Source organism: Stenotrophomonas sp. 109824_Sma (assembly GCF_056480025.1).
Genome location: NZ_CM151078.1, coordinates 3,414,480 through 3,440,931, shown reverse-complemented (window position 1 = coordinate 3,440,931; position 26,452 = coordinate 3,414,480). Strand labels below are relative to the sequence as shown.

General features: G+C 68.0%; 20 protein-coding genes and 1 tRNA gene. 13 read left to right on the top strand and 8 right to left on the bottom strand.

Features of this window, described 5'->3' with window-relative positions:
• Positions 1-7 precede the first annotated feature (7 nt).
• From ACZK1G_RS16300 to ACZK1G_RS16285, 4 genes are all read right to left on the bottom strand, one after another.
• Positions 8-1,633, bottom strand: coding sequence for a CHASE2 domain-containing protein (locus ACZK1G_RS16300; protein ID WP_049447142.1), 1,626 nt, complete (start codon positions 1,631-1,633; stop codon positions 8-10).
• Complete coding sequence (locus tag ACZK1G_RS16295; RefSeq protein ID WP_049447144.1) at positions 1,630-3,330, bottom strand: FecR family protein; 1,701 nt, start codon at positions 3,328-3,330, stop codon at positions 1,630-1,632. Before ACZK1G_RS16295 ends, ACZK1G_RS16300 begins: the two co-directional genes overlap by 4 nt.
• A gap of 107 nt (positions 3,331-3,437) precedes the next feature.
• Complete coding sequence (trxA, locus tag ACZK1G_RS16290; RefSeq protein WP_014038035.1) at positions 3,438-4,295, bottom strand: thioredoxin; 858 nt, start codon at positions 4,293-4,295, stop codon at positions 3,438-3,440.
• A gap of 127 nt (positions 4,296-4,422) precedes the next feature.
• A complete protein-coding gene (locus tag ACZK1G_RS16285; RefSeq protein WP_049447147.1) occupies positions 4,423-4,674 on the bottom strand; it encodes a hypothetical protein in 252 nt (83 codons plus the stop codon).
• 156 nt (positions 4,675-4,830) lie between these two features.
• On the opposite strand from ACZK1G_RS16285, the gene ACZK1G_RS16280 reads away from it, so the two are divergent.
• The 9 genes from ACZK1G_RS16280 to ACZK1G_RS16240 all read left to right on the top strand — a co-directional run bounded on the left by ACZK1G_RS16280 (position 4,831) and on the right by ACZK1G_RS16240 (position 12,568).
• A complete protein-coding gene (locus ACZK1G_RS16280) occupies positions 4,831-5,430 on the top strand; it encodes a DUF998 domain-containing protein (RefSeq protein ID WP_101765889.1) in 600 nt (199 codons plus the stop codon).
• A 105-nt stretch (positions 5,431-5,535) separates the two neighbouring features.
• Positions 5,536-8,178 (top strand): leucine--tRNA ligase, encoded by a 2,643-nt coding sequence (gene leuS, locus ACZK1G_RS16275; RefSeq protein ID WP_101766434.1) that lies wholly within the window; start codon positions 5,536-5,538, stop codon positions 8,176-8,178.
• 137 nt (positions 8,179-8,315) lie between these two features.
• Positions 8,316-8,900, top strand: coding sequence for an LPS-assembly lipoprotein LptE (locus ACZK1G_RS16270; protein ID WP_014038032.1), 585 nt, complete (start codon positions 8,316-8,318; stop codon positions 8,898-8,900).
• Between the two features lie 12 nt (positions 8,901-8,912).
• A complete protein-coding gene (gene holA / locus ACZK1G_RS16265; protein ID WP_049447154.1) occupies positions 8,913-9,950 on the top strand; it encodes a DNA polymerase III subunit delta in 1,038 nt (345 codons plus the stop codon).
• 3 nt (positions 9,951-9,953) lie between these two features.
• Complete coding sequence (nadD, locus tag ACZK1G_RS16260) at positions 9,954-10,619, top strand: nicotinate-nucleotide adenylyltransferase (RefSeq protein WP_014647945.1); 666 nt, start codon at positions 9,954-9,956, stop codon at positions 10,617-10,619.
• A gap of 58 nt (positions 10,620-10,677) precedes the next feature.
• Positions 10,678-11,088, top strand: coding sequence for a ribosome silencing factor (gene rsfS, locus ACZK1G_RS16255; protein WP_005418109.1), 411 nt, complete (start codon positions 10,678-10,680; stop codon positions 11,086-11,088).
• A 66-nt stretch (positions 11,089-11,154) separates the two neighbouring features.
• Positions 11,155-11,625 carry a 23S rRNA (pseudouridine(1915)-N(3))-methyltransferase RlmH gene (rlmH, locus tag ACZK1G_RS16250; protein WP_014038029.1) on the top strand — a complete coding sequence of 157 codons (471 nt, stop codon included), beginning with the start codon at positions 11,155-11,157 and terminating at the stop codon, positions 11,623-11,625.
• Positions 11,626-11,647: 22 nt separating this feature from the next.
• Positions 11,648-11,724: transfer RNA gene (locus ACZK1G_RS16245), tRNA-Asn, on the top strand.
• Between the two features lie 166 nt (positions 11,725-11,890).
• The gene (locus tag ACZK1G_RS16240) at positions 11,891-12,568 is read left to right on the top strand and encodes a hypothetical protein (RefSeq protein ID WP_152682165.1); all 678 of its coding nucleotides are present in this window, start codon (positions 11,891-11,893) and stop codon (positions 12,566-12,568) included.
• 94 nt (positions 12,569-12,662) lie between these two features.
• Here ACZK1G_RS16240 and arcD read toward each other — a convergent pair whose 3' ends face one another.
• The 4 genes from arcD to ACZK1G_RS16220 all read right to left on the bottom strand — a co-directional run bounded on the left by arcD (position 12,663) and on the right by ACZK1G_RS16220 (position 18,832).
• Positions 12,663-14,084 (bottom strand): arginine-ornithine antiporter, encoded by a 1,422-nt coding sequence (gene arcD, locus ACZK1G_RS16235; protein WP_049447156.1) that lies wholly within the window; start codon positions 14,082-14,084, stop codon positions 12,663-12,665.
• Positions 14,085-14,234: 150 nt separating this feature from the next.
• Positions 14,235-17,030: a TonB-dependent receptor gene (locus tag ACZK1G_RS16230; protein ID WP_014038027.1), complete on the bottom strand. Its 2,796-nt coding sequence runs from the start codon at positions 17,028-17,030 to the stop codon at positions 14,235-14,237.
• Between the two features lie 197 nt (positions 17,031-17,227).
• Positions 17,228-17,878 (bottom strand): energy transducer TonB, encoded by a 651-nt coding sequence (locus tag ACZK1G_RS16225; protein ID WP_101765887.1) that lies wholly within the window; start codon positions 17,876-17,878, stop codon positions 17,228-17,230.
• A 216-nt stretch (positions 17,879-18,094) separates the two neighbouring features.
• Positions 18,095-18,832 (bottom strand): SIMPL domain-containing protein, encoded by a 738-nt coding sequence (locus tag ACZK1G_RS16220; protein WP_101765886.1) that lies wholly within the window; start codon positions 18,830-18,832, stop codon positions 18,095-18,097.
• Positions 18,833-18,962: 130 nt separating this feature from the next.
• On the opposite strand from ACZK1G_RS16220, the gene ACZK1G_RS16215 reads away from it, so the two are divergent.
• From ACZK1G_RS16215 to tldD, 4 genes are read left to right on the top strand one after another with little or no spacing between them, the layout of a single operon-like run.
• On the top strand, positions 18,963-19,571 hold the full coding sequence (locus tag ACZK1G_RS16215; protein WP_101765885.1) for a Maf family nucleotide pyrophosphatase: 609 nt from the start codon (positions 18,963-18,965) through the stop codon (positions 19,569-19,571).
• Positions 19,564-21,051, top strand: coding sequence for a ribonuclease G (gene rng / locus ACZK1G_RS16210; RefSeq protein ID WP_005418079.1), 1,488 nt, complete (start codon positions 19,564-19,566; stop codon positions 21,049-21,051). The genes ACZK1G_RS16215 and rng overlap by 8 nt, the downstream gene beginning before the upstream one ends.
• A gap of 30 nt (positions 21,052-21,081) precedes the next feature.
• Positions 21,082-24,939, top strand: a complete 3,858-nt coding sequence (locus tag ACZK1G_RS16205) for a YhdP family protein (RefSeq protein WP_101765884.1) — start codon at positions 21,082-21,084, stop codon at positions 24,937-24,939.
• A gap of 58 nt (positions 24,940-24,997) precedes the next feature.
• Positions 24,998-26,443, top strand: a complete 1,446-nt coding sequence (gene tldD / locus ACZK1G_RS16200; protein ID WP_049447167.1) for a metalloprotease TldD — start codon at positions 24,998-25,000, stop codon at positions 26,441-26,443.
• Positions 26,444-26,452: the final 9 nt, after the last annotated feature.

The window sequence follows — 26,452 nt, the reverse complement described above, 5'->3', positions numbered from 1 at the left end:
CCCGGGGTCACGTCCCGCCGTCGATCATGTACCCGTCGCGGCCGTTGGCCTTGGCCTGGTACAGGGCGGTGTCGGCGCCCTCCACGAAATGGTGCGGTTGCAGGTCACCGTCGGGCACGCGGGTGAATACACCGATGGTGAGCGTGACGCCGTCATCGCTGCGATCGCCCGGCGCTGGCAGTGCACGCACGCAGGCAATCAGGTCCTCGATCACCCGGCGCGCGCCCTCGGCCGGCGTATCCGGCAGCACCAGTGCGAATTCGTCGCCACCGTAGCGCGCCGCCATGTCGCGCGGGCGACGGGCATGCGCGCCGATCAGGCGGGCGACATCACGCAGCACGCGGTCACCGACCTGGTGGCCATGGCGGTCGTTGTGGCGCTTGAAGTGGTCGACGTCGATCAGCGCCAGGCTCAATGGCTTGCCACTGCGCCGCGCGGCATCGCATTCCTGCTGCAGTGACTGCTCGAAGCGCAGGCGGTTGCCCAGGCCGGTGAGGGCATCGCGGTTGGCCAGGCGGTGCCAGGCCGAGATCCGCCACACCGCCCAGACCAGCAGTGCCAGCACCACGCCCAGCATCGCGCTGGCCGGTGCCCACCACAGGTCTCCGGTGCGCAGCAGCAGCCAGCTCAGCAGCGGTGGCATCGGCAATGAACACAGCGCGGCGAGCCAGGGCAGGCGCAGGCCGAGCAGGATCACGCACAGCGCCACCAGCACGCCACTGATGGCGTGCTGCCACGCGTGCGGCAGCACATCGATCTGCTTGTGCTGCAGCAGCATCGAGGTGATGTTGGCCTGGTACTCGCTGCCGCTCATCCAGAATTCGCGGGTGGTCGGGGTCAGCAGGCGAGGGGCGATGCCGCTCGCCGTCATGCCGACCACGATGCGGCGGCCGTGCAGCATCGCCATGTCCACGTGGCCATCGAGCACGTCCGCATAGGACACCTGCGGCAGCCGCTCGGGTGGGCCGGCGTAGCGCACGCGGACGTAATCGTCGCGACGCCATTGATAGGGCGAGCCCAGCGCCGGGTCGGGGTCGGGCAGGCCGCGTACCGCACCCGCAGGCAGGTCGGCCAGTGCCAGGCCCAGTGCCGGCCAATGCGGCTGGCCGATGCCGGCGTGCAGATAGACGCCGCGGGCGACGCCGTCGCCATCCACCTCGACATCGGTGTGGCCGATCGCGGCGGCACTGGCGGCGATCTGCGGGATCGGCAGCATTTCCTCGGCCATGCGGTCGCCGGCCGCCGGTGCCGCCAGCACCGGCAGCACCACCCGGCCATTGCGTCGGATCGCGGCCGCCAGCTCGTCATCCTGGCGGCTGTCGCGACGGTCGGGTTCGGACAGCATCAGGTCCAGCGCAACGCGTTCGGCGCCGGCATCGGTCAGGCGGTCCAGCAGGCGGGCATGCACCGAGCGCGGCCAGGGCCACTGGCCGATACGCTGCAGGCTGCCTTCGTCGATGGCCACGATCAGCACGCTGGGGTCGGGGCGGTAGTCCCAGTTGCCGACCAGCGCGTCATAGGCCGCCTCGTCCTGCCGCCACAGCCATTGGCCTTGGCTGGCCACGATGGTCAGCACGCCGGCCAGCAGGGCCAGCAGGATCCGCTTCGACCATGGCAGCGGCGAGCGCCTCACAACAACAACCAGAGCAGCAGCGCACCGCCACCGGCGCCGTAGCACAGGCGGCATGGCAACGGGATCTGTTGGGCCGGGGAGAACTCGCCGGCGTGGCCGTCGTCGTCGACGTACTGCACGCGTACGTGCAGGGTGCCGCTCCACGGGCGCTTGAAGCTCACCTGCGGCTGGGCCACGGTCTCGTCGACCAGCGGCGCCTTGAAGTCACCGCGGCGATCCACCTGCACCCGGTAGCGCTGGCCTTCGCTGCCGGCCTGCCAGCGCAGGGTGAGCTCGCCATGCGCGGCCTCGGGCGGCTGCAGGGCCGGGTCCACCGGTTCATTGCTCAGCTGCAGCGGCAGCGCCTGGCCGTAGCGGCCCTGGTGGCCTCCGGCATCGCGCGAGGCCACGCGCCAGTAGTACTGGCCGGGCGGCAGCGGTTGCGCCAGGCGCAGGTCGGTCGCATGGGTGGCCTGCTCCTGCAATGGCTGCTGGAAGCCGGGTTCGGCGGCGATCTGCAGCACGCTGCTGCGCGCACCGGGGGCCTGGCTCCAGCGGAAACGCGGGCGGTCGCTGTTGATCGTCTGCCCATGCAGCGGCGATACCGTCAGCGGTGGCGGTGGCTGGTCACCGAGCTCGAAATCGGCGCTGGCATCCAGGCCTTCGACGCCCTGTGCGTCAACCGCGCGCAACAGGATGCGCAGCTGGCCGGGCGGCAGGTCGCCGATCGCCAGCCGGGTGTCGGCAGTGGTGGCGGCGAACAGCAGGATCTCCGGCGTTGCCGCCTGCACCACTTCCACCCGGTAGTGATCGGCGCCAGCGACCGGTTCCCAGGCAAGCAGGGTCGGCAGCGGCGCCAGGCGCAGCGCGTCATTGCGCAGTGCCGGCGCCGGCAGCAGTGCGGAGACTGCAGCGGGGGCCGCATCGGCGCTGCTGCTGCGGGTGGCCTGGCCCGGCCGGACCAGGCGCTGGCCATGGGGGTTGCCGACCTGCACCTTGCCCTGCAGGACCTCGGTGGCACCGACGTGCCCGGTATCCCCGGCGCTGACCCGGAACACCGTGCCGCGCACGCTGCTGGTCGCGGTGGGCGCATCGATGATGTAACGCGAGGCCGGACCGCGCGCTGGCGTTACCCGGTTGCTGGCACGCCCCTGCTGCAGGCGCAGGCGGGTGTCGACCATGCCGGTGTGGCCGTAGCGGCTCAGCTGGTCCAGGCGCAGGCGCGAGTATTCGCGCAGCTGCAGGCGCGAGGCATCGGCGAATTCCAGGGTGATGCTGGAATCGCCTTCGGTTTCCACGGTGTCACCGATATGCAGCTGCTCGCCGGCCTGGATGGCACGGGTCGCGGTGCCATCGGCACCGGACAGCTCGACCTTGCCGCGCACGGACAGCACCCGGGCCGGCGCCGGTTCGGTGCGCAGCCAGCTGATCGGGAAGCGCAGCAGCTGGCCCGGCGGCAACTGGTAGGGGTTGTCGATGCGGTTGTGCTGCTGCAGCTGCTGCCAGCGTACCGAGGGTTTCAGGTACAGCCCACCCAGGTCCCACAGGGTGTCGCCGGGCCGGACCCGGTAGTTCCAGTCCTGGGCGCCGGCGATGGCAGGCAGCAGGAAGAGGGCGCAGAGCAGGGCGCCCGTTAAACGCATGGCGAACGACAGAGAGCGGACGACGGTCACAGTTTGCAATCCCGGCAATGCGGGGGTGCAGCTGCAAGACCCCATGGCCCCGACCTCATCCCCCCGAACGGATCGCGGCGACCGCAAGGCCGCCAGCGCGCGCATTATTGCCCGCGTTCAGTGCAGGGATTCTGAACGGAGCGGGCTCCCGTTCAGAACAGCAGCGACGCCATCCTGCGGCGGTACTGGCCCACCAGGTCCTCGTCGGAGATCACATTGAAGGCGTCGATCAGGGCTTTGCGTGGCAGGCCTTCCTCGAATCCACGGTCGATCCGCAGCATTTCCAGGAACTGCGCCAGTGCGGCCTCGTCATGGCCGCCGAGCAGCAGCTGCACGCCGCGCAGGTGGCGGGCCTTGAGATCCTTGCCATCGGCGGCGATGCGGGCTTCCAGCACCTCGGCCGCCGGGGCATCCTTCAGCGCGGCGGCGAAGGCCAGGCGGGCGCGGGCGCGCACGGCGCGGTCGTCGGTTGCCAGATTGGCCGGCAGGCCGTCGATCAGGGTGCCGGCCTCGTCCACGCCGCCGATCTGCAGCAGGGCCAGGGCCAGGTCGAGTTTCAGCTCATCCTTGTCCGGCTCGGCGGCGATCTGCGCGCGCAGTACGTCGACCTGCGCCTGCGGGTCCAGCGGGGCGTCATCTTCGGGGGCCGCATCGCCGACATCGGCCGGCACGATGCCGTGCTGGGCCAGGAACTCACGCAGCTGGCCTTCCGGAATGGCACCGGGGAAGCCATCCACCAGCTGGCCGCCCTTGACCAGGAACACGGTCGGCACCGAGCGGATCTGGAAGGCCGCAGCGATCTGCTGTTCCTTGTCGACATCGACCTTGGCCAGCTCGAAGGCACCGTTGTACTCGGCAGCCAGCTTTTCCAGCATCGGGCCCAGGGTCTTGCACGGCCCGCACCAGGTGGCCCAGAAGTCGACCAGCACCGGCGTCTGCAGCGACTTCTGCAGGACTTCGGCCTCGAAGGTCGCAGTGGTGGCGTCGAATACGTAGGTCGTCTCGGTCATGGGGGAGGCATCGCTTGGCATCTGGAGACCGATTCTATGGTGACGATCGATGTCGGTCTCAACCCTGCCATCACGGAGTACGCCCTCGAGGTGGTGTTGGCGGGCCCGCAGGCCCGCCGTGACACCCTCATGAGCGCGGCATGCAGTACAGCTCGTGGATCACCCACCTGCCCGCGCTGACCGGCTTGCTGGTCGAGGTGCGCCGGTGGTACTCGGCCTCGGCCGCCTGCAGGCCGCCGGCGCTGACGCTGCCCATCAGGATGCTGCTGTTCTGGCCGGCGCTGGGCGGGCCGACCCTGGCGAAGCAGCTGAACTCGGCTGCCTGGGCAGCACTGGCCAGGCCCAGGCTGAGCGCGGCGGCGAGGATGCGTCGGATCATGGGGGAATTCCCTGCATGGCAGAACTGCCACTCCGCGAGCATCGTTGGAGGAGGCGCGCGCGGATATCGAAATGATCTGAAATGCGCGGCGCTTGGCGCATCGCGTCGCTGCCGCGACAATGCGGTGATCCATTCCTTTCCGGGTGATTGCGCGCAATGTCCGTGGTCCGGCTTGATCGTTGGTTGGGGCTGCTTGCGGCCGTCGTATTCGTCCTGGCTGTGGCCGGCTTCGGTGCCGGCCTGGAGGGTTATGCGCAGGCCCGCCACCCGGTGGCGTTGCTGGGCGCGCGCGGTGTGCCGCATGCGCTGCCCTTCAATCTGCTGGGTTTCGTGCTGCCCGGCGTGCTAGCCGTGGTGGTGGCTGAGCGCCTGCGTCGCGGCCTGCCCACCACCGCCGGCTGGGCGCCGCGGGTCGGCAGCCAGATGCTGCTGCTGGCCGGTCTGGCCTTTGCTGCGATGGGGCTGCTGCCTCTGGACGTGGACGACCTGCATGGGCCGGCCAGCCAGTTGCATGCGAGCGCCTGGATGATCTGGGTGCTGGGTTTCGTCGCCGGCACCGTGCTGCTGGGAGTGTCCCATCTGCGCCAGGCGCATGGCCGGGCACTGGGCGCATTGGCCCTGGGCTGCGGCGTGCTGGCCGCGCTGGCGGCGTTTGCCCTGCAGGGCACGCTGCCGGCGCCGATGGCACAACGGCTCGCCTTCGCCTGCTGGCTGGTCTGGCTGGCGGCGGCCCTGCCGCTGTCGCGACCGCGCTGAGACGCCTCCCCGAGCGCCGCGGCGCCGGCGTCCGGCAGGCAGGATTGGAGCCATTTGCCGCACTGCGGTACGCTGTACCGCTTTGCCGCCGCATCCGCGTGTTCCATGACCAGCGCTGAAACCAACGCCTACGACCCGCAGCAGGTTGAATCCGCCGCCCAGCAGTACTGGGACGCCACCCGTGCCTTCGAGGTCGACGAGACTTCGGACAAGCCGAAGTACTACTGCCTGTCGATGCTTCCGTACCCGTCCGGTGCGCTGCACATGGGCCACGTGCGCAATTACACGATCGGCGACGTGATCAGCCGCTACAAGCGCATGACCGGCCACAACGTGCTGCAGCCGATGGGCTGGGACGCGTTCGGCCTGCCGGCGGAAAACGCTGCGATCAAGAACAAGACCGCGCCGGCGGCGTGGACCTACAAGAACATCGACCACATGCGCAGCCAGCTGAAGTCGCTGGGCTATGCCATCGACTGGTCGCGCGAGTTCGCCACCTGCCGCCCGGACTATTACGTCCACGAGCAGCGCATGTTCACCCGCCTGATGCGCAAGGGCCTGGCCTATCGCCGCAACGCGGTGGTGAACTGGGACCCGGTCGACCAGACCGTGCTGGCCAACGAGCAGGTCATCGACGGCCGCGGCTGGCGCTCCGGTGCGCTGGTGGAGAAGCGCGAGATCCCGCAGTGGTTCCTGCGCATCACCGACTACGCCCAGGAACTGCTGGACGGCCTGGATGAGCTGGAGGGCTGGCCGGAATCGGTCAAGACCATGCAGCGCAACTGGATCGGCCGTTCCGAAGGCCTGGAGATCCAGTTCGACGTGCGCGATGTCGATGGCAGCGCGCTGGACCCGCTGCGCGTGTTCACCACCCGCCCGGACACGGTGATGGGCGTGACCTTCGTGTCGATCGCCGCCGAGCATCCGCTGGCGCTGCATGCGGCGAAGAACAACCCGGAGCTGGCGGCGATGCTGGCCGACCTGAAGCAGGGCGGCGTGTCCGAGGCTGAACTGGAAACCCAGGAAAAGCGCGGCATGGACACCGGCCTGCGCGCGCTGCACCCGGTCACCGGCGAGCCGGTGCCGGTGTGGGTCGCCAACTTCGTGCTGATGGGCTACGGCACCGGCGCGGTGATGGCCGTTCCGGGCCATGACCAGCGCGACAATGAAGTGGCCAACAAGTACGGCCTGCCGATCAAGCAGGTCATCGCCCTGAAGGATGCGCGCACCGAAGAGGAGCGCAGCTGGGACGGCAGCCGCTGGCAGGACTGGTACAGCGACAAGAGCCGTGCCTTCGAGCTGGTGAATTCGGCCGAGTTCGACGGGCTGGATTTCCAGGGCGCTTTCGAAGCCCTGGCCGAACGTTTCGAGCGCAAGGCCCAGGGCCAGCGCCGCGTCAACTACCGCCTTCGCGACTGGGGTGTGAGCCGCCAGCGCTACTGGGGCTGCCCGATTCCGGTGATCTACTGCGCCAAGTGCGGCGCGGTGCCGGTGCCGGAAGAACAGCTGCCGGTGGTGCTGCCGGAAGACGTGGCCTTCGCCGGTACCGGCTCGCCGATCAAGACCGACCCGGAATGGCGCAAGACCACCTGCCCGGACTGCGGCGGCGCGGCCGAGCGCGAGACCGACACCTTCGACACCTTCATGGAGTCGAGCTGGTACTACGCCCGCTACACCTCGCCGGGTGCCCGTGATGCGGTCGACAAGCGCGGCAACTACTGGCTGCCGGTCGACCAGTACATCGGTGGCATCGAGCACGCGATCCTGCACCTGATGTATTTCCGCTTCTACCACAAGCTGCTGCGCGACGCGCGGATGGTGGACAGCAACGAGCCGGCGCGCAACCTGCTGTGCCAGGGCATGGTGATCGCCGAAACCTATTACCGCCCGAACCCGGACGGCTCGAAGGACTGGATCAACCCGGCCGATGTGGAAGTGCAGCGCGACGAGCGCGGCCGCATCACCGGCGCCACCCTGATCGCCGACGGCCAGCCGGTGGTGGTCGGTGGCACCGAGAAGATGTCCAAGTCGAAGAACAACGGCGTGGACCCGCAGGCGATGGTCGGCAAGTACGGCGCCGACACCGTGCGCCTGTTCTCGATGTTCGCCGCGCCGCCGGAACAGTCGCTGGAGTGGAACGAGGCCGGCGTGGACGGCATGGCCCGCTTCCTGCGCCGCCTGTGGGCCCAGGTGCAGAAGCACGCCGCCGACGGTGCCGCCCCGGCACTGGATGCCGCGGTTCTGGATGCCAACCAGAAGGCGCTGCGCCGCAAGACCCACGAAACCATCGGCAAGGTCGGTGACGACTATGGCCGCCGCCACAGCTTCAATACCGCGATCGCGGCGGTGATGGAGCTGATGAACGCGCTGGCCAAGTTCGAGGACGGCAGCGAGCAGGGCCGCGCGGTGCGCCAGGAAGCGCTGCAGGCCATCGTGCTGCTGCTCAACCCGATCACTCCGCATGTCAGCCACGCCCTGTGGCAGGTGCTGGGCCATGGCGAGACGCTGCTGGAAGACCAGCCGTTCCCGCAGGCCGACAGCAGCGCGCTGGTGCGCGATGCGCTGACCCTGGCGGTACAGGTCAACGGCAAGCTGCGTGGCACCATCGAGGTGGCGGCCGATGCCGCGCGCGAGCAGGTCGAGGCGCTGGCCCTGGCCGAGCCCAACGCGGCCAAGTTCATGGAAGGCCTGACGGTGCGCAAGATCATCATCGTCCCGGGCAAGATCGTGAACATCGTCGCTGCCTGATGTCCCCCGCACCGGTCACCCGCGCGGTGGCCGGTGCCTTTCCAGAAGCAGGGCCGGGTGCCTGATGGCCCTGCATTCACGCGGCTTCGGGCACGCTGTGTGTTGCCGTGATCGCCCGGCTCCGCCAGACTGTCTCCATGACCCGAATCCTGCTTGCCCTCGTTCTTGTCCTCGGCCTCGCCGGCTGCGGTTTCCATCTGCGCAACAAGCTGATGCTGCCGACCGACACCGCCCCGGTGAAGGTGGTCTCCACCGCTCCGTACAGTGAACTGGTCAAGCTGCTCAACCGCAGCCTGCTGGCCTCCGGTGCCAAGCTGGCCGATGAGGACAGCAAGGAACCCAGCGCCCAGCTGCAGGTGCTGTCCGAGCGCTGGGGTGACCTGCCGATCGCCATCGACTCGCAGGGCCGTGCACAGGAATACAGCCTGCGCTACGCCGTGATCTTCATCTTCCGCCGCGAGGATGGCAGCGAACTGGTGCCGCAGCAGGTGATCGAACTGTCGCGCGACTATGTGTCGCCGCCGACCGACGCCACCGGTACCACCACCGAACGCGAAATCCTGGCCACGGAGCTGCGCCGGGAAATGTCCGCCTCGATCATCCGCCGTATCGACAGCGTGGTCCGTGCTGAGATCGAGAAGGGTGGCAGCCTGTCCGCGCCGAAGGCCAAGCCGATCGAGGGTGCGGTGCCGGCCGCGCCGGCCGCTGCCGTCAAGCACTGAGCGGCAGCGACGATGGAACTGCGTCCGGAGCAGCTGGCCAGCCAGGGCGCTGATACCCCGTTGGCGCCGGTTTACCTGATCGCAGGCCCGGAAACGCTGCGCGTGCTGGAGGCGGCAGATGCCATCCGCGCGCGCGCGCGCGCCGCGGGCATCGGCGAACGCGAGGTGTTCGACGCCGACGGGCGAGATTTCGACTGGAACCAGCTCGACGCCAGCTTCAATGCGCCCAGCCTGTTCAGCGCCCGCCGCCTGGTCGAGGTGCGCCTGCCCAGCGGCAAGCCCGGCAAGGACGGCGCCGAGGTGATCAGCCAGTTCTGCGCCAATCCGGCGCCGGACGTGGTGCTGATGATCACCGCCAATGAATGGAGCAAGGCCCATCAGGGCAAGTGGGCCGAGGCGGTCAGCCGCATCGGCGTGCTGTCGGTGGCCTGGGCGATCAAGCCGCACGAACTGCCGGACTGGATCGAGCGCCGCCTGCGCGGCAAGGGCCTGCGTGCCGACCCGGCCGCCGTGCAGCGCCTGGCCGAGCGGGTGGAGGGCAACCTGCTGGCCGCCGCCCAGGAAATCGACAAGCTGGCGCTGTTGGCCGATGGCCAGCCGCTGGATGTGGAGCGGATGGAATCGCTGGTGGCTGATGCTGCCCGCTACGACGTGTTCCGGCTGGTGGAGGCGACGTTCTCCGGCCAGCCGCCAGCCGTGCTGCGCATGCTGGCTGGCCTGCGCGGTGAAGGCGAGGCAGTGGCCGCACTGATGCCGATCGTGATCCGTGAACTGCTGGCCGGTGCCGGCCTGGCCCGGGTGCAGGCCCGTGGCGGCAACCTGGCCGCCGAAATGAAATCGCGTGGTATCTGGGAATCGCGGCAGGCGCCCTACAAGCGCGCGCTGCAGCGGCACCCGGAAGGCAAGCGCTGGGAACGCTTCGTGGCCGAAGCCGGTCTGGTCGACCGCATCGCCAAGGGGCGGGCCGACGGCGATGCTTGGCTGGCGCTGGAGCGCCTGCTGGTGGCCGTGGCCGAACCGCGTGCCGTGCGCCTGCTGGCGCGGGCCTGAGCGATGAGCCTGCGGATCTATTACGGGGGCACCTTCGATCCGGTGCACCTGGGGCACCTGGCAATCGCGCGGGCCGCCCGGGACGAACTGCAGGTGGCCGTGCGCATGTTGCCGGCAGGCGATCCGCCGCACCGTGCGGTGCCCGGCGCCACCGCCGAGCAGCGCTGCACCATGTTGTCGCTGGCCATCGGCGACGAGCCGGGCCTGCTGCTGGACCGCCGTGAACTGGACCGTGCCACGCGCTATCCCGGTCGTCCGTCCTACACCGTCGATACCCTGCGCGAGCTGCGTGGCGAGCTGGGCCCGAGCCGGCCGCTGGCCTGGCTGGTGGGCGCCGACAGCCTGCTGGGCCTGTCCGGCTGGCACGAATGGGAGGCCCTGTTCGGGCTGGCCCACTTCGTGGTGGCCGAACGGCCGGGCAGTCCGCTGCAGGCGTCGATCGACGGCGAACTGGGGCGTGCCCTGCAGGGGCGCTGGGCCGACAATGAGCAGGCCCTGTTCGCCAGCCCAGCCGGGCGCATCCTGCGCCTGCACCACCCGCTGCGCGAGGAGTCGGCCAGCGCCGTGCGCTCGCAGATCGCCGCCGGTGGCCCCTGGCGCGCCCTGCTGCCGCCGGCCGTCGCGGACTACGTCGCTGCACACGGGCTGTACCGCCCGGCCACAGCGTGAATGGCGCGGCCGCGCCATCCCCGTATAATCGCCCCCACGTTTATCGAGTCGATCCACTTTGAGCAACCAGACCCAGCCCCAGACCATCAAGGTCGATCTGCCCAGCCCGCCGCCGTCCGTGCCGGAACTGCTGGCCAGCGTCCGCCAAGCCACCGAAGACCTGAAGGCCAAGGACCTGGTCGAGATCGACGTGCGCGGCCGGTCCAGCGTTGCCGACTACATGATCGTCGTTTCGGGCACCTCGACCCGCCACGTCAAGTCGATCGCCGATGAAGTCGTGCGCTTCGCCAAGAACATCGACGTGATGCCGCTGGGTGTTGAAGGCGAGCGCGAAGCCGAGTGGGTGCTGGTCGACCTGGGCGACGTGATCGTTCACGTGATGCTGCCGCGCGTGCGTGAGTTCTACGCCCTCGAGCGCCTGTGGACCGTTGGCGACCAGCCGCCGTCCAGCGACGACGAAGTGGCCTGAGCCGCACGTTGATGCATCCCTTCGACGGCGCCGATGGCGCCGTCGACGTTTTGGAGGACCGTGTAGATGAAAGCCCGCCTGATCGCCACCGGTGAACGCGCACCCAGCTGGGTCGCGCAGGGCTTCGCCGAGTACCAGAAGCGGCTGTCGCACTGGCTGCCGTTCGAGCTGGTGGAAATCGAGCCCGGCCTGCGCGGCAAGGGGCGTGATCCGCGCCGCGCCACTGAAGATGAAGGCAGGCGGGTCATCTCTGCGCTGCCGAAGAACGCCTATGTGGTGGCACTGGATGTGCCGGGGCGGCAGCTGAGTTCCGAACAGCTGGCACAGCGGCTGGAGCATTGGCGCGGGCAGGGCCGCGACCTGGCGTTCCTGATTGGTGGCCCGGAAGGGCATTCGCCGGAGGTGTCCGCGCTGGCCGATGAGAAGTGGTCGATCGGACCGCTGACGCTGCCGCACATGCTGGTGCGCCTGGTGGTGGCCGAGCAGTTGTATCGGGCCGCCGCAATGATTGCCAATCACCCCTACCATCGCGCGTGAAGAGTGGTTATACTAGTCGTCTGCCCGAATAGCTCAGCCGGTTAGAGCACTTGACTGTTAATCAGGGGGTCGTTGGTTCGAGTCCAACTTCGGGCGCCACCTTGAAGAGACCTGCATCGCAAGATGCAGGTCTTTTTTTTGCGTTGCGCATCGTCAGCGCGTAATGGCGTCTGCGGGGCCAGCGGACCACGCTCCCCGACCGTTGAATGTTCAAAGGGCGCCTTGAATGATGGGAAGATGAGGTCTGGTCGCAAAGAGGCGCTGAATGAGTACCGTCCGCGAAGACTTTGAAAGAAGCTTTTGGATGCTTGTCGAAGACAGTCTGCTTTTGATTGAAGCCTCAGAGCTGAACCCGGGTACGGAGCTTGCAAATTCGCTTGCACGCGCAGCTCTTTTGAATACTTTGGTACTCCCAGAGGTGGTCGCCAATTGCTGTATAGACGACCTCCGTCTGGAGAGCTCCGTATACAAGGAGGTTGATCGTCTGTCGGTCATCGCCAAGTTCGATTTCTACCTGAGAACGAAGTTTCGGAACAAGTCCATCTCTCGTGGCGATAGGCACGTGCAGTCTATTGGCGAATTGAAGAAGCTAAGAGATGACTACGTGCATCCAAAATCAAGACGAGTGCGGTGGATCGGAGATCCTGATGGCGAGCAAACAGCTGAGCGTCCACTAACACCGATTCTGGGTATCGCGAAGAATCCTAGAGACTGGTGGCATGAGGACGCGGTACTCGCAATGCGTGCCACCCACGGTTTCCTTGCCCACTTCTTTAAGGAGCGCTGCCGTTACAGCCGAGTTGCGGTGGCAAGCATTGTTGCTTGTGAGTGTGAGTCTCCAGTGAGGGGGGACTACTACGTGCCCTACTTGCCTCGCCGATTGAAATCAAACCTTGAACATTGGGAAATCAATCTGGATTACGTAAAACACGGCTGGCTCTAGCGACCAAGATGAAAAAGCACTGATGTGTGGGCTTGCCTAGCCTTCAGCTCTACATGGCCAGACGCCAGGGTGATGAGTCGAGCACGGCTCGGCTCTACAGTGCCAGCTCACCTCTGCAGAACGCCACCAGCGTGGCGATCGCCACCGCCAGGATCGCGCCGAACAGGACCCACTCCCAGCGCGTGAACACCTGCTCGCCGCGCTGGCGCCGGGTCAATGCGAACAACACCACGCCGGGCACGTACAGCAGTACCGACAGCAGCAGGTTGTCCAGGCCGCCGGCATACACCAGCCACAGCGCATAGGCGCTGGCCAGCAGTGCGACCACGAAATCGCGCCAGCGCACGCCTGGTTCCCCGGCATAGGCCTGCCCACGCCAGGCCAGTTGCACGCCGAACGCGGTGGACAGGAAGTAGGGCACCAGGCTCATCGACGCGGCCAGCAACACCAACCCGGTGTAGCTGCCCGAATTGACCAGCACCAGCAGCAGGAACAGCTGGATCAGGCCGTTGCTCAGCCAGAGCGCATTGGCCGGCACGCCGCGCGCATTCTCGCGGCCGAGGAAGGCCGGCATGGTGCCGTCGCCGGCCGCGGCGTACAGCACTTCGGCGCACAGCAGCACCCACGCCAGCAGTGCACCGAGTACTGAAATGATCGAACCGATGATGATCACCGTTGCGCCCCATTCGCCGACGATGGCGCGCAGCACATAGGCCATCGACGGATTGGGCAGCCCGGCCAGTTCGGCCTGCGACAGCACGCCCATCGACAGCAGGCTGACCAGTACCAGCAGCAGCCAGACCCCCAGGAAACCGATCACCGTGGCACGGCCGACGTCGGCACGGCGCGCGGCACGCCGCGAATAGATGCTTGCGCCTTCAATGCCGATGAACACCCACACGGTCACCAGCATCATGCCGCGCAGCTGCTGGCCGAGGTCGCCGAGTGCGGGCCTGCCGAGGAAATCGGCACGGAACACGTCCATGCGGAACGCGCCTGCCGCCAGGATCAGGAACAGCGCGATCGGCAGCAGCTTGGCCACGGTCACCAGGCCGTTGACGATGGCGGCCGTGCGCAGGCCGCGCAGCACCAGCAGGTGCACGGTCCACAGCAGCAGTGATGAAGCGGCCACGGCGGCGGGTGTATTGCCTTCACCGAAGACCGGCATGAAGTGGCCGAGGCCACTGAAGATCAGCACGAAGAAGCTGGCGTTGCCGAGCACCGACGCCACCCAGTAGCCCCACGCCGCAGAGAAGCCGATGTAGTTGCCGAAGCCTTCGCGCGCATAGGCGTAGATGCCGGTATCGAGGTCGGGGCGACGATTGGCCAGGGCCTGGAACACGAAGGCCAGCATCAGCATGCCGGCGCCACTGACCGCCCAGCCGATCAACGCGGCGGCCGGGCCGGCGCTGCGCGCGACGTTCTGCGGCAGTGAAAAGATGCCGGCGCCGACCATCGAGCCGACTACCAGTGCAGTCAACGCGGGCAGGCCCAGCCGTTGCGATGTCGCGGCCATGGAGTTCCCCTGCGGCGCGGATGCCGCGAGCACACGGTAGCCATGTACTCGTGAACATGTCCGCAAGAGGCGTGCAGGAACCGGCCCGCATGAAAACGACGAAGGCCCGGGCAACGGCCCGGGCCTTCGAGGGTGACGCTGCAACCGGTATTACTTGAACGTGTACTTGAAGCCGACGGTGTAGTAACGACCCAGCGCACCGGAGAAGTGCATCGGGTTGTAGTTCACCGCACCGTAGGTGGTCGGGTCGAGCGGGGCGATGCGGTCGAACACGTTGGCCACCGAGGCATTGAGTTCGAACGAATCGTTGATGCTCCAGCGACCGGACAGGTCCATCGTGGTGAACGAGGAGATCTTCGTCACCGGCGTGCCGTCAGCGTAGAAGGCCAGGTAGCTGCCACCACGGCTGTCGATGTTGTCCATCTTGCTGATGTAGTTGACGATGCCGCTGACGCTCCACGGGCCCTGCTTCCAGGTGGTGCCGAAGTTGACCTTGTCCTTCGGCGTACCGATGCAGTTGGTGACGTCGCAGTTGCCGTGGGTACCCACGTAATCAACCGTGTCGCCGCCTTCGGTGCGCTCGAACTTCAGGATGTGGCTCCACTGCAGGTCCAGTTCCAGCTGGCCCGGGCCGATCTCGAAGGTCTGGCGGATATCGGTATCGATACCACGGACGCGCGAGGAGCTGGCATTCACGTAGCCGGTGTTGACCGCGAGGATGGTGCCGCTGTTGGCCACGCCATTGAGATTGTTGCTGTCGCGCAGCACGTTGCCGGCGAGGATCGCCGCCGCCGTGCTGCCCTGCACGATCTCGTTGGTGCGCTTGATCTGCCAGGCATCGACGGTCATCGAGGTGGTCGAAGTCGGCTGCAGCACGATGCCGACCGAGTAGCTCTTGGACTCTTCCGGCTTCAGCAGCTTGTTCGGCTTGGTGATGATCGCCACCGAATTGGCGCCACATTCGCTGGCCGCGCCGCCGCTGATCTGGCAACGCACCGGGTCGACCGCAGTGGAGAAGGCGGCCAGGCCACCGTCACCGTTCTCGGCCGGGTTCGGCGCGCGGAAACCTTCGGCGTAGCTGGCGCGCAGGGCGATCCAGTCGGCCGGGGTCCACTTCACGCCCAGCTTCGGCGTGGCCTTGCCTTCACCGCTTTCGTACTTGTCATAGCGCACAGCGCCGGACAGTTCCAGCTGTTCCAGCACCGGTGCCGACAGTTCGACGTAGCCGGCATACACGTTCTGGGTGCCGTCATAGGCCGAGTAGCCCAGGCCGATGATGTCGCCCTGGTCGGTGTAGGTCTGCGGGGTCAGGCTGTTGCTGGTCTTGCGCCACTCGGTACCGATCGCCAGGCCCAGCGGGCCACCCTTCAGGTCCGCCAGGCTGCGCGAGACGGTGAAGTCGAACATGTCAAGGCTGGACTTGGCGCGGGCACTGATCGTGGGCGAGATGTAGTCGTACAGGGCCTGCGAGTTCTTGCCCGCATCGTCACCGATGCGCCACACGCCACCGGCGCAGTTGGCATTGCCCAGCGCACAGCGAACGGCGCTGTAGCGCAGGAAGCCTGTGCGCTTGTTGGTCAGGTCGGTGCCCGAGTGCAGGTAGGCGGTGTCGTAGGTCCAGTCACCCCAGTTGCCCTTGACGCCGACCAGGAAGCGGTTGAACTCATTGGTGTTGTCGGTGACGCGCGGGCCGACATCCCAGGCGGAGTAGCGCACGCGGCGCGCGGTGCCGGGGGTCGGGTTGTCCGGGTGGTTCGGGCCGAGCACGGTCGCGCCGTCGCCGCTGTTGGCGTTGACCGGGCCGCCCGGGTAGCCCCAGCCGCCCGACACGCCGGACGGGGTGTTGCTGAAGATGGTTTCCTTCTTCGAGTAGCCGATCTCGGTGTAGATCTCGCCGCCTTCGCCGAAGGCGAAGCTGGCGCGGCCGAACACGTTGACGTACTTCTCTTCCGGAATCAGGTCGCGGTACTGCTGCGCCGGATCGAACAGGCAGCCGTCAGCGGCAATGCTGGCCGGGGTCTGTCCACCGATGGTGGTCAGGCCGGCACAACCCGGCAGCGGAACCAGGTGCCCGGTGGCGTCGAGGTAGGAGCCGTTCGGGCCAGAGCCGCCGGAGGTGCCGCCACGGGTGTAGGCACCGCCGAGGAACTGGGCGGTCTTGTCGTAGCCCCACGGGCGGGTGTCACCGGTTCCGATCCACTTGCGGTTCTTGCGGTCGCTGATCTTGATCGCGTCGGTCTTGCCGACGTCCAGGCTGAAGAACGCGTTCCAGCCATCGGTGGCCAGGTCGCCGGTACCGGCGGTCAGGGTCGCCTTCCTGGCGTCGCCATCGCTGTCACCGGACAGGCCGTAGGAGCCACGCAGGATGGCGCCCTGGAAGTCGCTGCGCAGGATGATGTTGACCACGCCGGCGATGGCATCGGAGCCGTAGATCGCCGAGGCGCCGTCCTTCAGCACTTCCACGCGCTCGACGGCATCGAGCGGAATGGTGCTGAGGTCGGTGAAGACCTTCTGGCCGTCATCGGCCAGGCCGTAGGTGGCCATGCGGCGGCCGTTCAACAGCACCAGCGTCGAGCCGGCGCCCAGGCCGCGCAGCGAGATGCCGGCGCCACCGCCGGCGAAACCGTTGCCGAAGGTCTTGGGAATCGAGCCAGCGCCATCGGCGGTGATGGTCTGCAGGTACTCGGCCAGCGAGGTCTTGCCGGTGCGGTCGATTTCCTGGCGGGTCACCACCTGCACCGGCGACGGTGTCTCGGTGTTGGTGCGCGGGATGTTGGAGCCGGTGACCGTGATGCGGTCGAGGTTGGTGGCCTTTTCCTGCGCGAAGGCGGAGGAGGAAGCGACGGCGCCGGCCAGCAGCAGGGCGCCGCCGGTGAGGATGTGGGTGATGGACGATGCCAGGGTGCTGCGGCGGCGGCTGGCGGGCCGTTGGATCGGGTGTTTCACAGCTTCTCTCCTAACTGGAAAACCGTAGCGTTGAGGGCTGTCGCCGGATCGATACCGGGACGCGCCAATCTAGGTTTCCAGCAGGTGACGAAGTCGTGAATTTTTGCTTAATCGGTAACGCTTGGTCCTCGACTGTCCGCATTCCCTACGGCTGAGGCAGGGGCCGGCCCGGCGCAAGGCCGGGCCGGTGGGGTCGCTCAGTCCGGCAGCGAGAACTGCACCGGCACCATGCCGATGGCCGGAACCGCCACGCCGTCACGCTGGGCAGGCTCGAAGCGCCAGTGCTTGAGCACCTGCTGGCGGGCGGCCTGGTCCAGGTTGCGCGAGCCGCTGCTGCGCTCGACGCTGACGGCGACCGGCTGGCCACGGGTGTCCACTTCCACCCGCAACAGCACCGTGCCCTGTTCGTGGTTGCGCAGGGACTGGATCGGGTAGGTCGGCGGCGGGGCGCTGCGGTACTGCAGCTGGGCGCCAGCCAATGGGGTGGAGGTGTCGATGCTGGGCGCCAGCTGCGGCGGGGCCGGTTCGGCGGCCGGCAACGCGATGCCCTGCGTCTCTTCCACGGTCGCGGTGGGGGCGGGCAGTGGCGGTACCACCGGCTGCGTCCGCGGTTTAGGCACCACCTGGACGATCTCTTTCGGCGGGACCGGAACCGGCGGTGTCGGCGGCGGCGGGATCTTCTCGATCAGCCGGATCGGGGTCTTGTCACGCGGGGCCTGCACGGCCTGGTAGGTCGCAGGGATGAGCAACAACAGGAAGGCCAGCAGATGCAGGGCGATCGCCGCACTCCAGGCGGCTACGCGGGCGGGGTCGAAGTGCGGGGATGCAACGGGATACGTACGAACCATGATCCACCTCCATGCCAGTGACGAAGTCCTCAACGCACCAGGGCCCGTGGCGGGGTTGCCGCACGCGGCTGGCAGTCCATCAGTAGCGCGGCATGGCGGCCACTGCCTAGAGGCAGGGGCATGATCGTTGGGCTGGCCTTCAGCCAGCGCCGGCACCGCGCATGAAAAAGGCGGGCCCCCTGCGGGACCCGCCTGTGCCGGCCGTGGTGGACGCGATCAGCGGCCCAGTTCGAACACCACGTCCAGGTTGACCGAGACGGTCGATTCACCCGGTGCGACCGGGGTGGCCTTGTCCATCGCCGCACCGGCGGCCATGGTGCGCATCATCGGCATCGGGCGGAAACCGCCGTTGCTGTTCTCGGAAATGCTGACGATGCGGCGCACCTGCAGGCCCAGCGACTTGGCATAGGTCTGGGCACGGGCCTGGGCCTTCTTCAGGGCAGCCAGGCGGGCTTCGTCATAGACCGGTTCCGGCTGGTCGATCTCGAAGCTGGGGCCGTTGATCTGGTTGGCGCCCTGCGCGGCCAGCGCATCGAGTACCTTGCCGAGCTTGGCGATGTCGCGGACCTTCAGGCTGACCGTATTGCTGGCCTGGTAGCCGGTGATCTTCGGTGCTTCATTGTCGGCATAGCGGTACTGCGGGTTGAGGCTGACGCCACTGGTCTGCACGTCGCGTTCGGCGATGCCGGCGGCCTTGATCGCGGCCAGCACCTTGTCCATCTGCTGGGCGTTCTGGCGCATGGCGCTGTTGCCGTCGGCGGCCTGGGTGACCACGCCGGCCGACAGGGTGGCGACGTCCGGCACGCGGGTCGCCTCGGCGTTGGCCGAAATGTTCAGCAGGGTGCCTTCGGCCGCGGCGGCGATCGACGGCGACGACGGAGCGGCATGGGCGGTCATCGAGGTTCCAAGGGCAAGGGACAGGGCAAGCAGCAGCGGGGTGGCGGTCAGGCGCATGGGATCTCCTTGTTGTGGCAGTGAGGGTGGTGTCGTAGCGATGAACGCGCTGTGAGCCTGTTCGGGGTTGTACGCGTTCCGTAACGGGTTGCCGACGATTCAGGTGGCGGCCTCAGGTTATGCTGTGCCGATGCTCTATCTTGCTTCCCGCTCCCCCCGACGCAACCAGCTGCTGGCCCGACTCGGACGCCCCTTCCAGGCCCTTGACCTGGAGGTCGTCGAGCAGCGCGCGGCGACTGAAAGTGCCGAGCAGTACGTGTGCCGGGTCGCCGCCGACAAGGCGCGCGCCGGCCTGGCCCAGGTGCTGGCCGACGACCCGCAGGCACGCGTGCTCGGGTCGGACACCGAGGTGGTGCTGGAGGGCGAGGTCTTCGGCAAGCCGGCCGATGCCGCCGACGCGCGGGCGATGCTGGCGCGACTGGCCGGGCGCACCCACCAGGTGATGACCGCGGTGGTGGTGGTCGATGCCACCGGCCTGGACAGCGAGCTGGTCATATCCGAGGTGACCTTCGCCCCGATCGACGCCACCGACATCGCTGCCTATGTCGCCACCGGCGAGCCGCTGGACAAGGCCGGTGCCTACGCCATCCAGGGCGGGGCCGAACGCTGGATCGAACACCTTTCCGGCAGCTACTCCGGCGTCATGGGGTTGCCGCTGCTGCACACCGATCGTCTGCTGGCGCGCTGCGGCGTGCCGGCCCCCACTGCCGATGCCGCCAGGGAGGCTGCCGATGTCTGAGGAAATCCTGGTCAATGTGACCCCGCGCGAGACCCGGGTTGCGGTGATCGAAAATGGCATGCTGCAGGAACTGCACATCGAGCGCGGTTGGCGCCGTGGCGTGGTCGGCAACATCTACAAGGGCAAGGTACAGCGGGTCATGCCCGGCATGCAGGCCGCCTTCGTCGAAGTCGGCCTGGAGCGCGCCGCATTCCTGCACGCCAACGACGTGGTGCGCCCGGCACCGGTGGCCAGCGCCGACACCGAGAACACCACCCTGCCGCCGCCGGCCAGCGTGCCGATCGTCGAGCTGCTGCGTGACGGCCAGGACATCGTGGTGCAGGTGGTGAAGGACCCGATCGGCACCAAGGGCGCACGCCTGACCACGCAGATCAGCATTCCCTCGCGCTACATGGTGCTGCTGCCGCAGTCGAAGGTGGTGGGCGTGTCGGCGCGCATCGAGGACGAAACCGAGCGCGCCCGCCTGAAGGCGCTGGTGACTGAATTGTCGGCGCAGCATGGTGGCTACGGTTACATCGTGCGCACCAACGCCGAAGGCCAGCCGGCCGAGGCCATCGCCGAGGACATCGCCTACCTGTCGCGCGTATGGAACGTGGTCGAACGCCGCGGCCGCGAAGCGCCGTCGTGCAGCATCATCTATGAAGACCTGAGCCTGCCGCTGCGGTCGGTGCGCGACCTGATCCGCAAGGACGTGGACAAGGTGAAGGTGGACTCGAAGGAGACCTTCGGCCAGCTGCAGGCCTTCGTCGCCAAGTACATGCCGGTGCTGGCCGAGAAGCTGGAGCTGTATTCCGGTGACCGCCCGATCTTCGACATGTTCGGCGTGGAGGACGAGATCGGCCGCGCGCTGGACAAGCAGGTGCCGCTGAAATCCGGTGGCTACCTGGTGATCGACCAGACCGAGGCGATGACCACCATCGACGTCAACACCGGTTCGTTCCTCGGCCAGCGCAACCTGGAAGAAACGGTGTTCCGCACCAACCTGGAAGCGGCGCAGGCGGTGGCGCGGCAGCTGCGGCTGCGCAACCTGGGCGGCATCATCATCATCGACTTCATCGACATGGATGATGCAGAGCATCGCCGCCAGGTGCTGCGCACGCTGGAGAAGGCGCTGGCCCGCGACCATGCCAAGACCACGGTCTATGATTTTTCGCCGCTGGGCCTGGTGGAGATGACCCGCAAGCGCACGGTGGAAAGCCTGGAACGCCAGCTGTCGGAGACCTGCCCGCAGTGCAGCGGCCGCGGCAGCATCAAGACCACCGAGACGGTGACCTACGAGATCTTCCGCGAGATCACCCGTGCCGTGCGCCAGTTCGATGCCGCGCGCCTGCTGGTGATCGCATCGACCAAGGTGGTCGCGCGCATCACCGATGAGGAATCCTCGGCGGTGGCCGAGCTGGAAGAGTTCCTCGGCAAGAGCATCCGCTTCCAGGCGGACGAGCAGTACCTGCAGGAGCAATTCGATGTCGTTCTGCTCTGATCCTCGCCGGCTGCAGGCCGGCGGTGGCCGATGAGCGCGCCGCCGCGCCTGCGACTGCGAAGGATCCGCCGTCATTTCATTGCCGCCTGTGCGGTGGGCCTGGTCGGGCTTGCACTGTTGGTGGGCACGCTCAGCCAGCTGCTGCCGCTGGCTGAGCGACATCCCGACAGGATTGCCGCCTGGCTGAGTGAGCGTGCCGGCCAACCGGTGCGTTTCGACCAGCTGCAGACAGCCTGGACCCGTCGTGGCCCGCTGCTGCAGCTGAAGGGCCTGCGCATCGGCACCGGGCAGGGCCTGGCGATCGGCGAGGCCGAGGTGCTGGTATCGATGTACAGCGGGCTGCTGCCCGGGCGCTCGCTGACCGAGCTGCGCCTGCGTGGCCTGGCGCTGGACCTGCAGCAGGGCGAGGACGGACGCTGGACGGTGCGGGGGCTACCGCAGTCCGACAACGGCGGTGATCCGCTGGATGCATTGCGCCGGCTGGGCGAGCTGCAGGTGATCGGGGGCCGCCTGGGCGTGCACGCGCCAGCGCTGGGCATCGACACCACGCTGCCGCGCATCGACCTGCGCATGCGGGTCAATGGCGATCGCCTGCGCGTGGGTGTACGCGCCTGGGCGCAGGCCGAAGCGCTGCCGCTGACCGCGGTACTGGACGTGGACCGCATGCGCGGCAACGGCCAGGCCTGGCTGGGTGCCGACCCGGTCGATTTCCATGCCTGGTCGCCCTTGCTGGCGGCCGGCGGTGTGCGCCTGCGCGAGGGCAAGGGCGAGCTCAACCTGTGGCTGACCCTGCGTGATTTCGCGCCGGTGGCGTTGACCACCGATTCGGACCTGCGGGACGTGCGTATCGACGGCGCCCCGATGCCCGGCGTGGCGGCACCCCAGCTGCAGCTGCAACGGTTGCAGGCCCGCCTGCGCTGGCAGCGCCAGGCCGATGGCTGGGCGCTGCTGGTGCCGCGCCTGCGCCTGAAGACCGAAGACGGCGAACAGCAGCTCGATGGCCTGCAGCTCCAGGTCGGCCAGCAGCTGCGGGTGAACGCCGGTGCGGTGCAGGCCGGAACCGCGCTGCGCGGACTGGCCCTGAGCAGTCTCCTTGAGCCGGGGCTGCGGCACTGGCTGTTCCTGTCCAAGCCACAGTTGGACATTCGCGAGCTGCAGCTGGCAGGCAAACGCGATGGCCCGTTGTGGGCACAGGGCGAGCTGCAGTCGCTGGGCTTTGCCAGCGTCGGCGATTCCCCGGGCCTGCGCGGCCTGGGCGGGCGTTTCGAAGGCGATGCCGATGGCTTCAGCCTGCAGCTGCTGCCGCAACGCCAGCTGCAGTTCGATTGGCCGACCGGCTTCGGCGTGCGCCATGACCTGCACCTGGCCGGACAGATCGTGGGCTGGCGCGACGAGGGTGGCGGTTGGCGGATCGGAACGCCGGCCATGCGCGTGGAAGGCACCGACTACGCGGCCGACGTGCGTGGCGGGGTCTGGTTCCAGGGCGATGGCACGCGGCCGTGGCTGCAGCTGGCCGCGAAGCTGGACGACGTGCCGATGACGGCGGCCAAGCGCTTCTGGATCCACTCCAAGATGAGCAAGGGCGCCACCGACTGGCTGGACATGGCGCTGGCCGGCGGCCAGGTACGCGGCGGCGTCGGCCTGGTCACCGGTGACCTGGACGACTGGCCGTTCGACAACAACGATGGCCGCTTCGAGGCGACCGGCCACATCACCAATGGCGACATCCGGTTCCAGCACGACTGGCCGCTGATGAGCCAGGTCGATGCCGATATCGCCTTCATCGGCCCTGGCTTCGACATGCGTGGACGGGGCGACCTGGCGGGCGTGGCGGTGCAGAAGTTCGAAGCCGGCATTCCGGACTTCGGCCACCAGCCGCTGTACGTGCGCGCCGATGCGCTGAGCGAGGCCGGCAAGCTGCTGGCGATGCTGCGCCAGAGCCCGTTGCACAAGGACTACGGCGACACCCTGGACAACCTGGTCGCCAGCGGTCCGGCGCATGTGACCTTCGACCTGCTGCAGCCGCTGCACCTGGATGAAGGCGAGGGCCACCTGCAGGGCACGGTCGACCTGGCCGGCGTGAAGCTGGTCGACAAGCGCTTCCAGCTGACCTTCGACAACATGCATGGGCAGGCGCGCTACAGCAACGGCGGCTTCGGCGCCGAGGACCTGGCGGTGCGCCACCTCGGCCAGGACGGCCGCCTGAGCCTGCGTGCCGGCGGCTACGTGCACGACAGCACGCGGGCCTTCGAGTCGCAGCTGACGGCCCATCTTGATGCCGGCGTACTGATCGACCGTGCACCGGAAATGGCCTGGCTCAAGCCTTACATCTCCGGCAATTCGGCGTGGACCATCGCGGTCAACCTGCCCAAGGTGGCCCCCGGCGCGCCGGCGCCGCCGAGCGAGCTGCGATTGAGTTCGGACCTGGTCGGCACCCGGCTGGACCTGCCGGCGCCGCTGGACAAGCCGGCCTCCGAGCCGCTGGCGACCACGGTGGCCGCGCAGCTGCCGATGGGGGCCGGCCGCATCGATGTGGCCTTCGGCCAGCGCCTGGCCCTGGCCGCACGCAGCCACAACAACCAGACCGGTGTGCAGGTCACCCTGGGCAGCGATCATGTCGACCGTGAGCCGCCACCGAACGGACTGTCGGTCAATGGCCGCAGCCCGACCCTGGATGCGCTGGAGTGGATCAGCCTGGCGCGCGGCGGCGGTGACGACGATGCCATGCCGCTGCGTGCGGTGGATGTGCAGGTCGGCCAGCTGAAGCTGATCGGCGGGGTGTTCGAGCAGACCCGGCTGCAGCTGCATCCGGGCCCGCAGGCACTGGATGTGCGCCTGGACGGCCCGTCGCTGGCCGGGCGCCTGACCGTCCCCAATGCCGAGGGTGGCACGATCAGTGGCCAGCTTGACCGCGTGCACTGGCAGTCACTGCCGGCGGCACCGGGTGCGCCGGCCGCACCGGCGCGGGTGCAGGCCGGTGCCAATGACATGGATCCGGCCAAGCTGCCGCCGTTCGCGCTGGACATTGCCGACCTGAAGTTCGGCAAGGTGGTGCTGGGCCAGGCGGTACTGCGCACGCGACCGCTGGCCAATGGCCTGAACGTGGACGAGCTGCGTTTCCGTGCGCCGGACCAGGAGATCGACATCAGCGGCCGCTGGCTGGGCCGTACCGGTGGTGCCCGTACCGAGCTGACCGCGCGGGTGCGCAGCGAAGACCTGGGCGGGTTGATGCAGAACCTCGATTACGGTGGCCAGCTGCGTGGCGGTTCCGGCCAGGCGCAGCTGCAGGCCTCGTGGAGCGGTGGTCCGTCGGACTTCCAGCTGGGCAACCTGCAGGGCAGCCTCGACCTGCACGCGCGCAATGGCCAGCTGCTGGAGCTGGATCCGGGCGCCGGCCGCGTGCTGGGCCTGCTCAGCGTCGCGCAGCTGCCGCGGCGGCTGATGTTCGACTTCCGCGACTTCTTCTCCAAGGGCTTCGCGTTCAACCAGATCGACGGCAGCATGCAGTTCGGCCAGGGCATGGCGCGCACCGACAAGGTGCTGATCGAAGGCCCCGCGGCCAACATCACCATCCGTGGCCAGGCCGACCTGCGCAACCAGCAGTTCGACCAGACCATCGACGTCAACCCGCGCGCGGGCAACCTGCTGACCGTGGTCGGTGCGGTGGCCGGTGGCCCGGTGGGCGCCGCGCTGGGTGCGGCCACCAATGCGGTATTGTCCAAGCCGCTGGGCGAGATCGGCGCCCGTACCTACAAGGTGACCGGTCCATGGAAGGAGCCGAAGGTGGAAGTGATCGAGCGCAGCCGCGACAAGACCCCATCACCGCCCGTGCCGGCACCTGCACCGGCCATTCCGCCGACCGTCACCGACCTGCCGCGCTCGCGCTGAGCGCGTTTCCCTGTTAACGGGGCTTGCCTGAGCGCCCCCGCACCCCCAGATCGAGACCATGACTGATATCGCCCTGACGCTTGCCCAAGATCGCCTGCTGCGCCCCGGCGGCCTGGATACCGCTGGTCTGGAGCGCACCTTCGGCCAGCTGCTCGGCCCCGGTGTCGACTTCGGCGACCTTTATTTCCAGCACGCCCGCCGCGAGAGCTGGAGCGTGGAAGACGGCATCGTCAAGGACGGCGCCCATTCCATTGAGCAAGGCGTGGGCGTGCGGGCGATCTCCGGCGAGAAGACCGGCTTCGCCTACTCCGATGACATCCATGCCGACGCGCTGCTGGCGGCGGCGCAGTCGGCGCGCGCGATCTCGCGCGAGGGCGGCGCCCAGTCCGGGCGATCGCTGCTGCGCGGCAATGCGCGCGCGCTGTACCCGGCGCTGGACCCGATCGACGGCATCGGCAACGAGGCCAAGGTCGAGGTGCTCAAGCGCCTGGATGGCTACCTGCGTGCCGCCGATCCCCGCGTGAAGCAGGTGATGGTCAGCCTGTCCGGCGGCGTCGACACGGTGTTGATCGCCCGCAGCGACGGCGTGCTGGTGGCCGACGTGCGCCCGTTGGTGCGCCTGAACGTGCAGGTGATCGTCGAGCACAACGGCCGTCGCGAGTCCGGCTATGCCGGTGGCGGTGGCCGCTATGGCTACGAAGACCTGTTTGCCAGCGGCCGCCCCGAAGCGCTCGCCCAGGAAGCGCTGCGCCAAGCGCTGGTGAACCTGGAAGCGGTGCCGGCGCCGGCCGGCATGATGCCGGTGGTGCTTGGTCCGGGCTGGCCCGGCGTGCTGCTGCATGAAGCGGTCGGCCATGGCCTGGAAGGCGACTTCAACCGCAAGGGCACCAGCGTCTACGCGGGCCGCATCGGCGAGCGCGTTGCCGCCCCGGGCGTGACCATCGTCGATGACGGCACGCTGGACGGACGCCGTGGTTCGTTGAACATCGACGACGAAGGCCACCCGAGCCAGTGCACCACGCTGATCGAGGACGGCATCCTGGTCGGCTACATGCAGGACAGCCTCAATGCGCGGCTGATGGGCATGGCGCCGACCGGCAACGGGCGCCGCGAATCCTTCGCGCACCTGACCATGCCGCGCATGACCAATACCTACATGCGCGCCGGCCAGCATGACCCGCAGGAGATGATCCGCTCGGTGAAGAAGGGCCTGTACGCGGTCAACTTCGGCGGCGGCCAGGTCGACATCACCAGCGGCAAGTACGTGTTCTCGGCCACCGAGGCCTACCTGATCGAGGATGGCCGCATCACCACGCCGGTGAAGGGCGCGACCCTGATCGGCAACGGCCCGGAAACCATGCAGAAGGTGCGCATGGTCGGCAACGACCTGGCCCTGGACGAGGGCGTGGGCATCTGCGGCAAGGACGGGCAGAGTGTGCCCGTGGGTGTCGGCCAGCCCTCGCTGTTGATCGAGGGCATCACCGTCGGCGGTACCCAGGCCTGAGCATGGCGA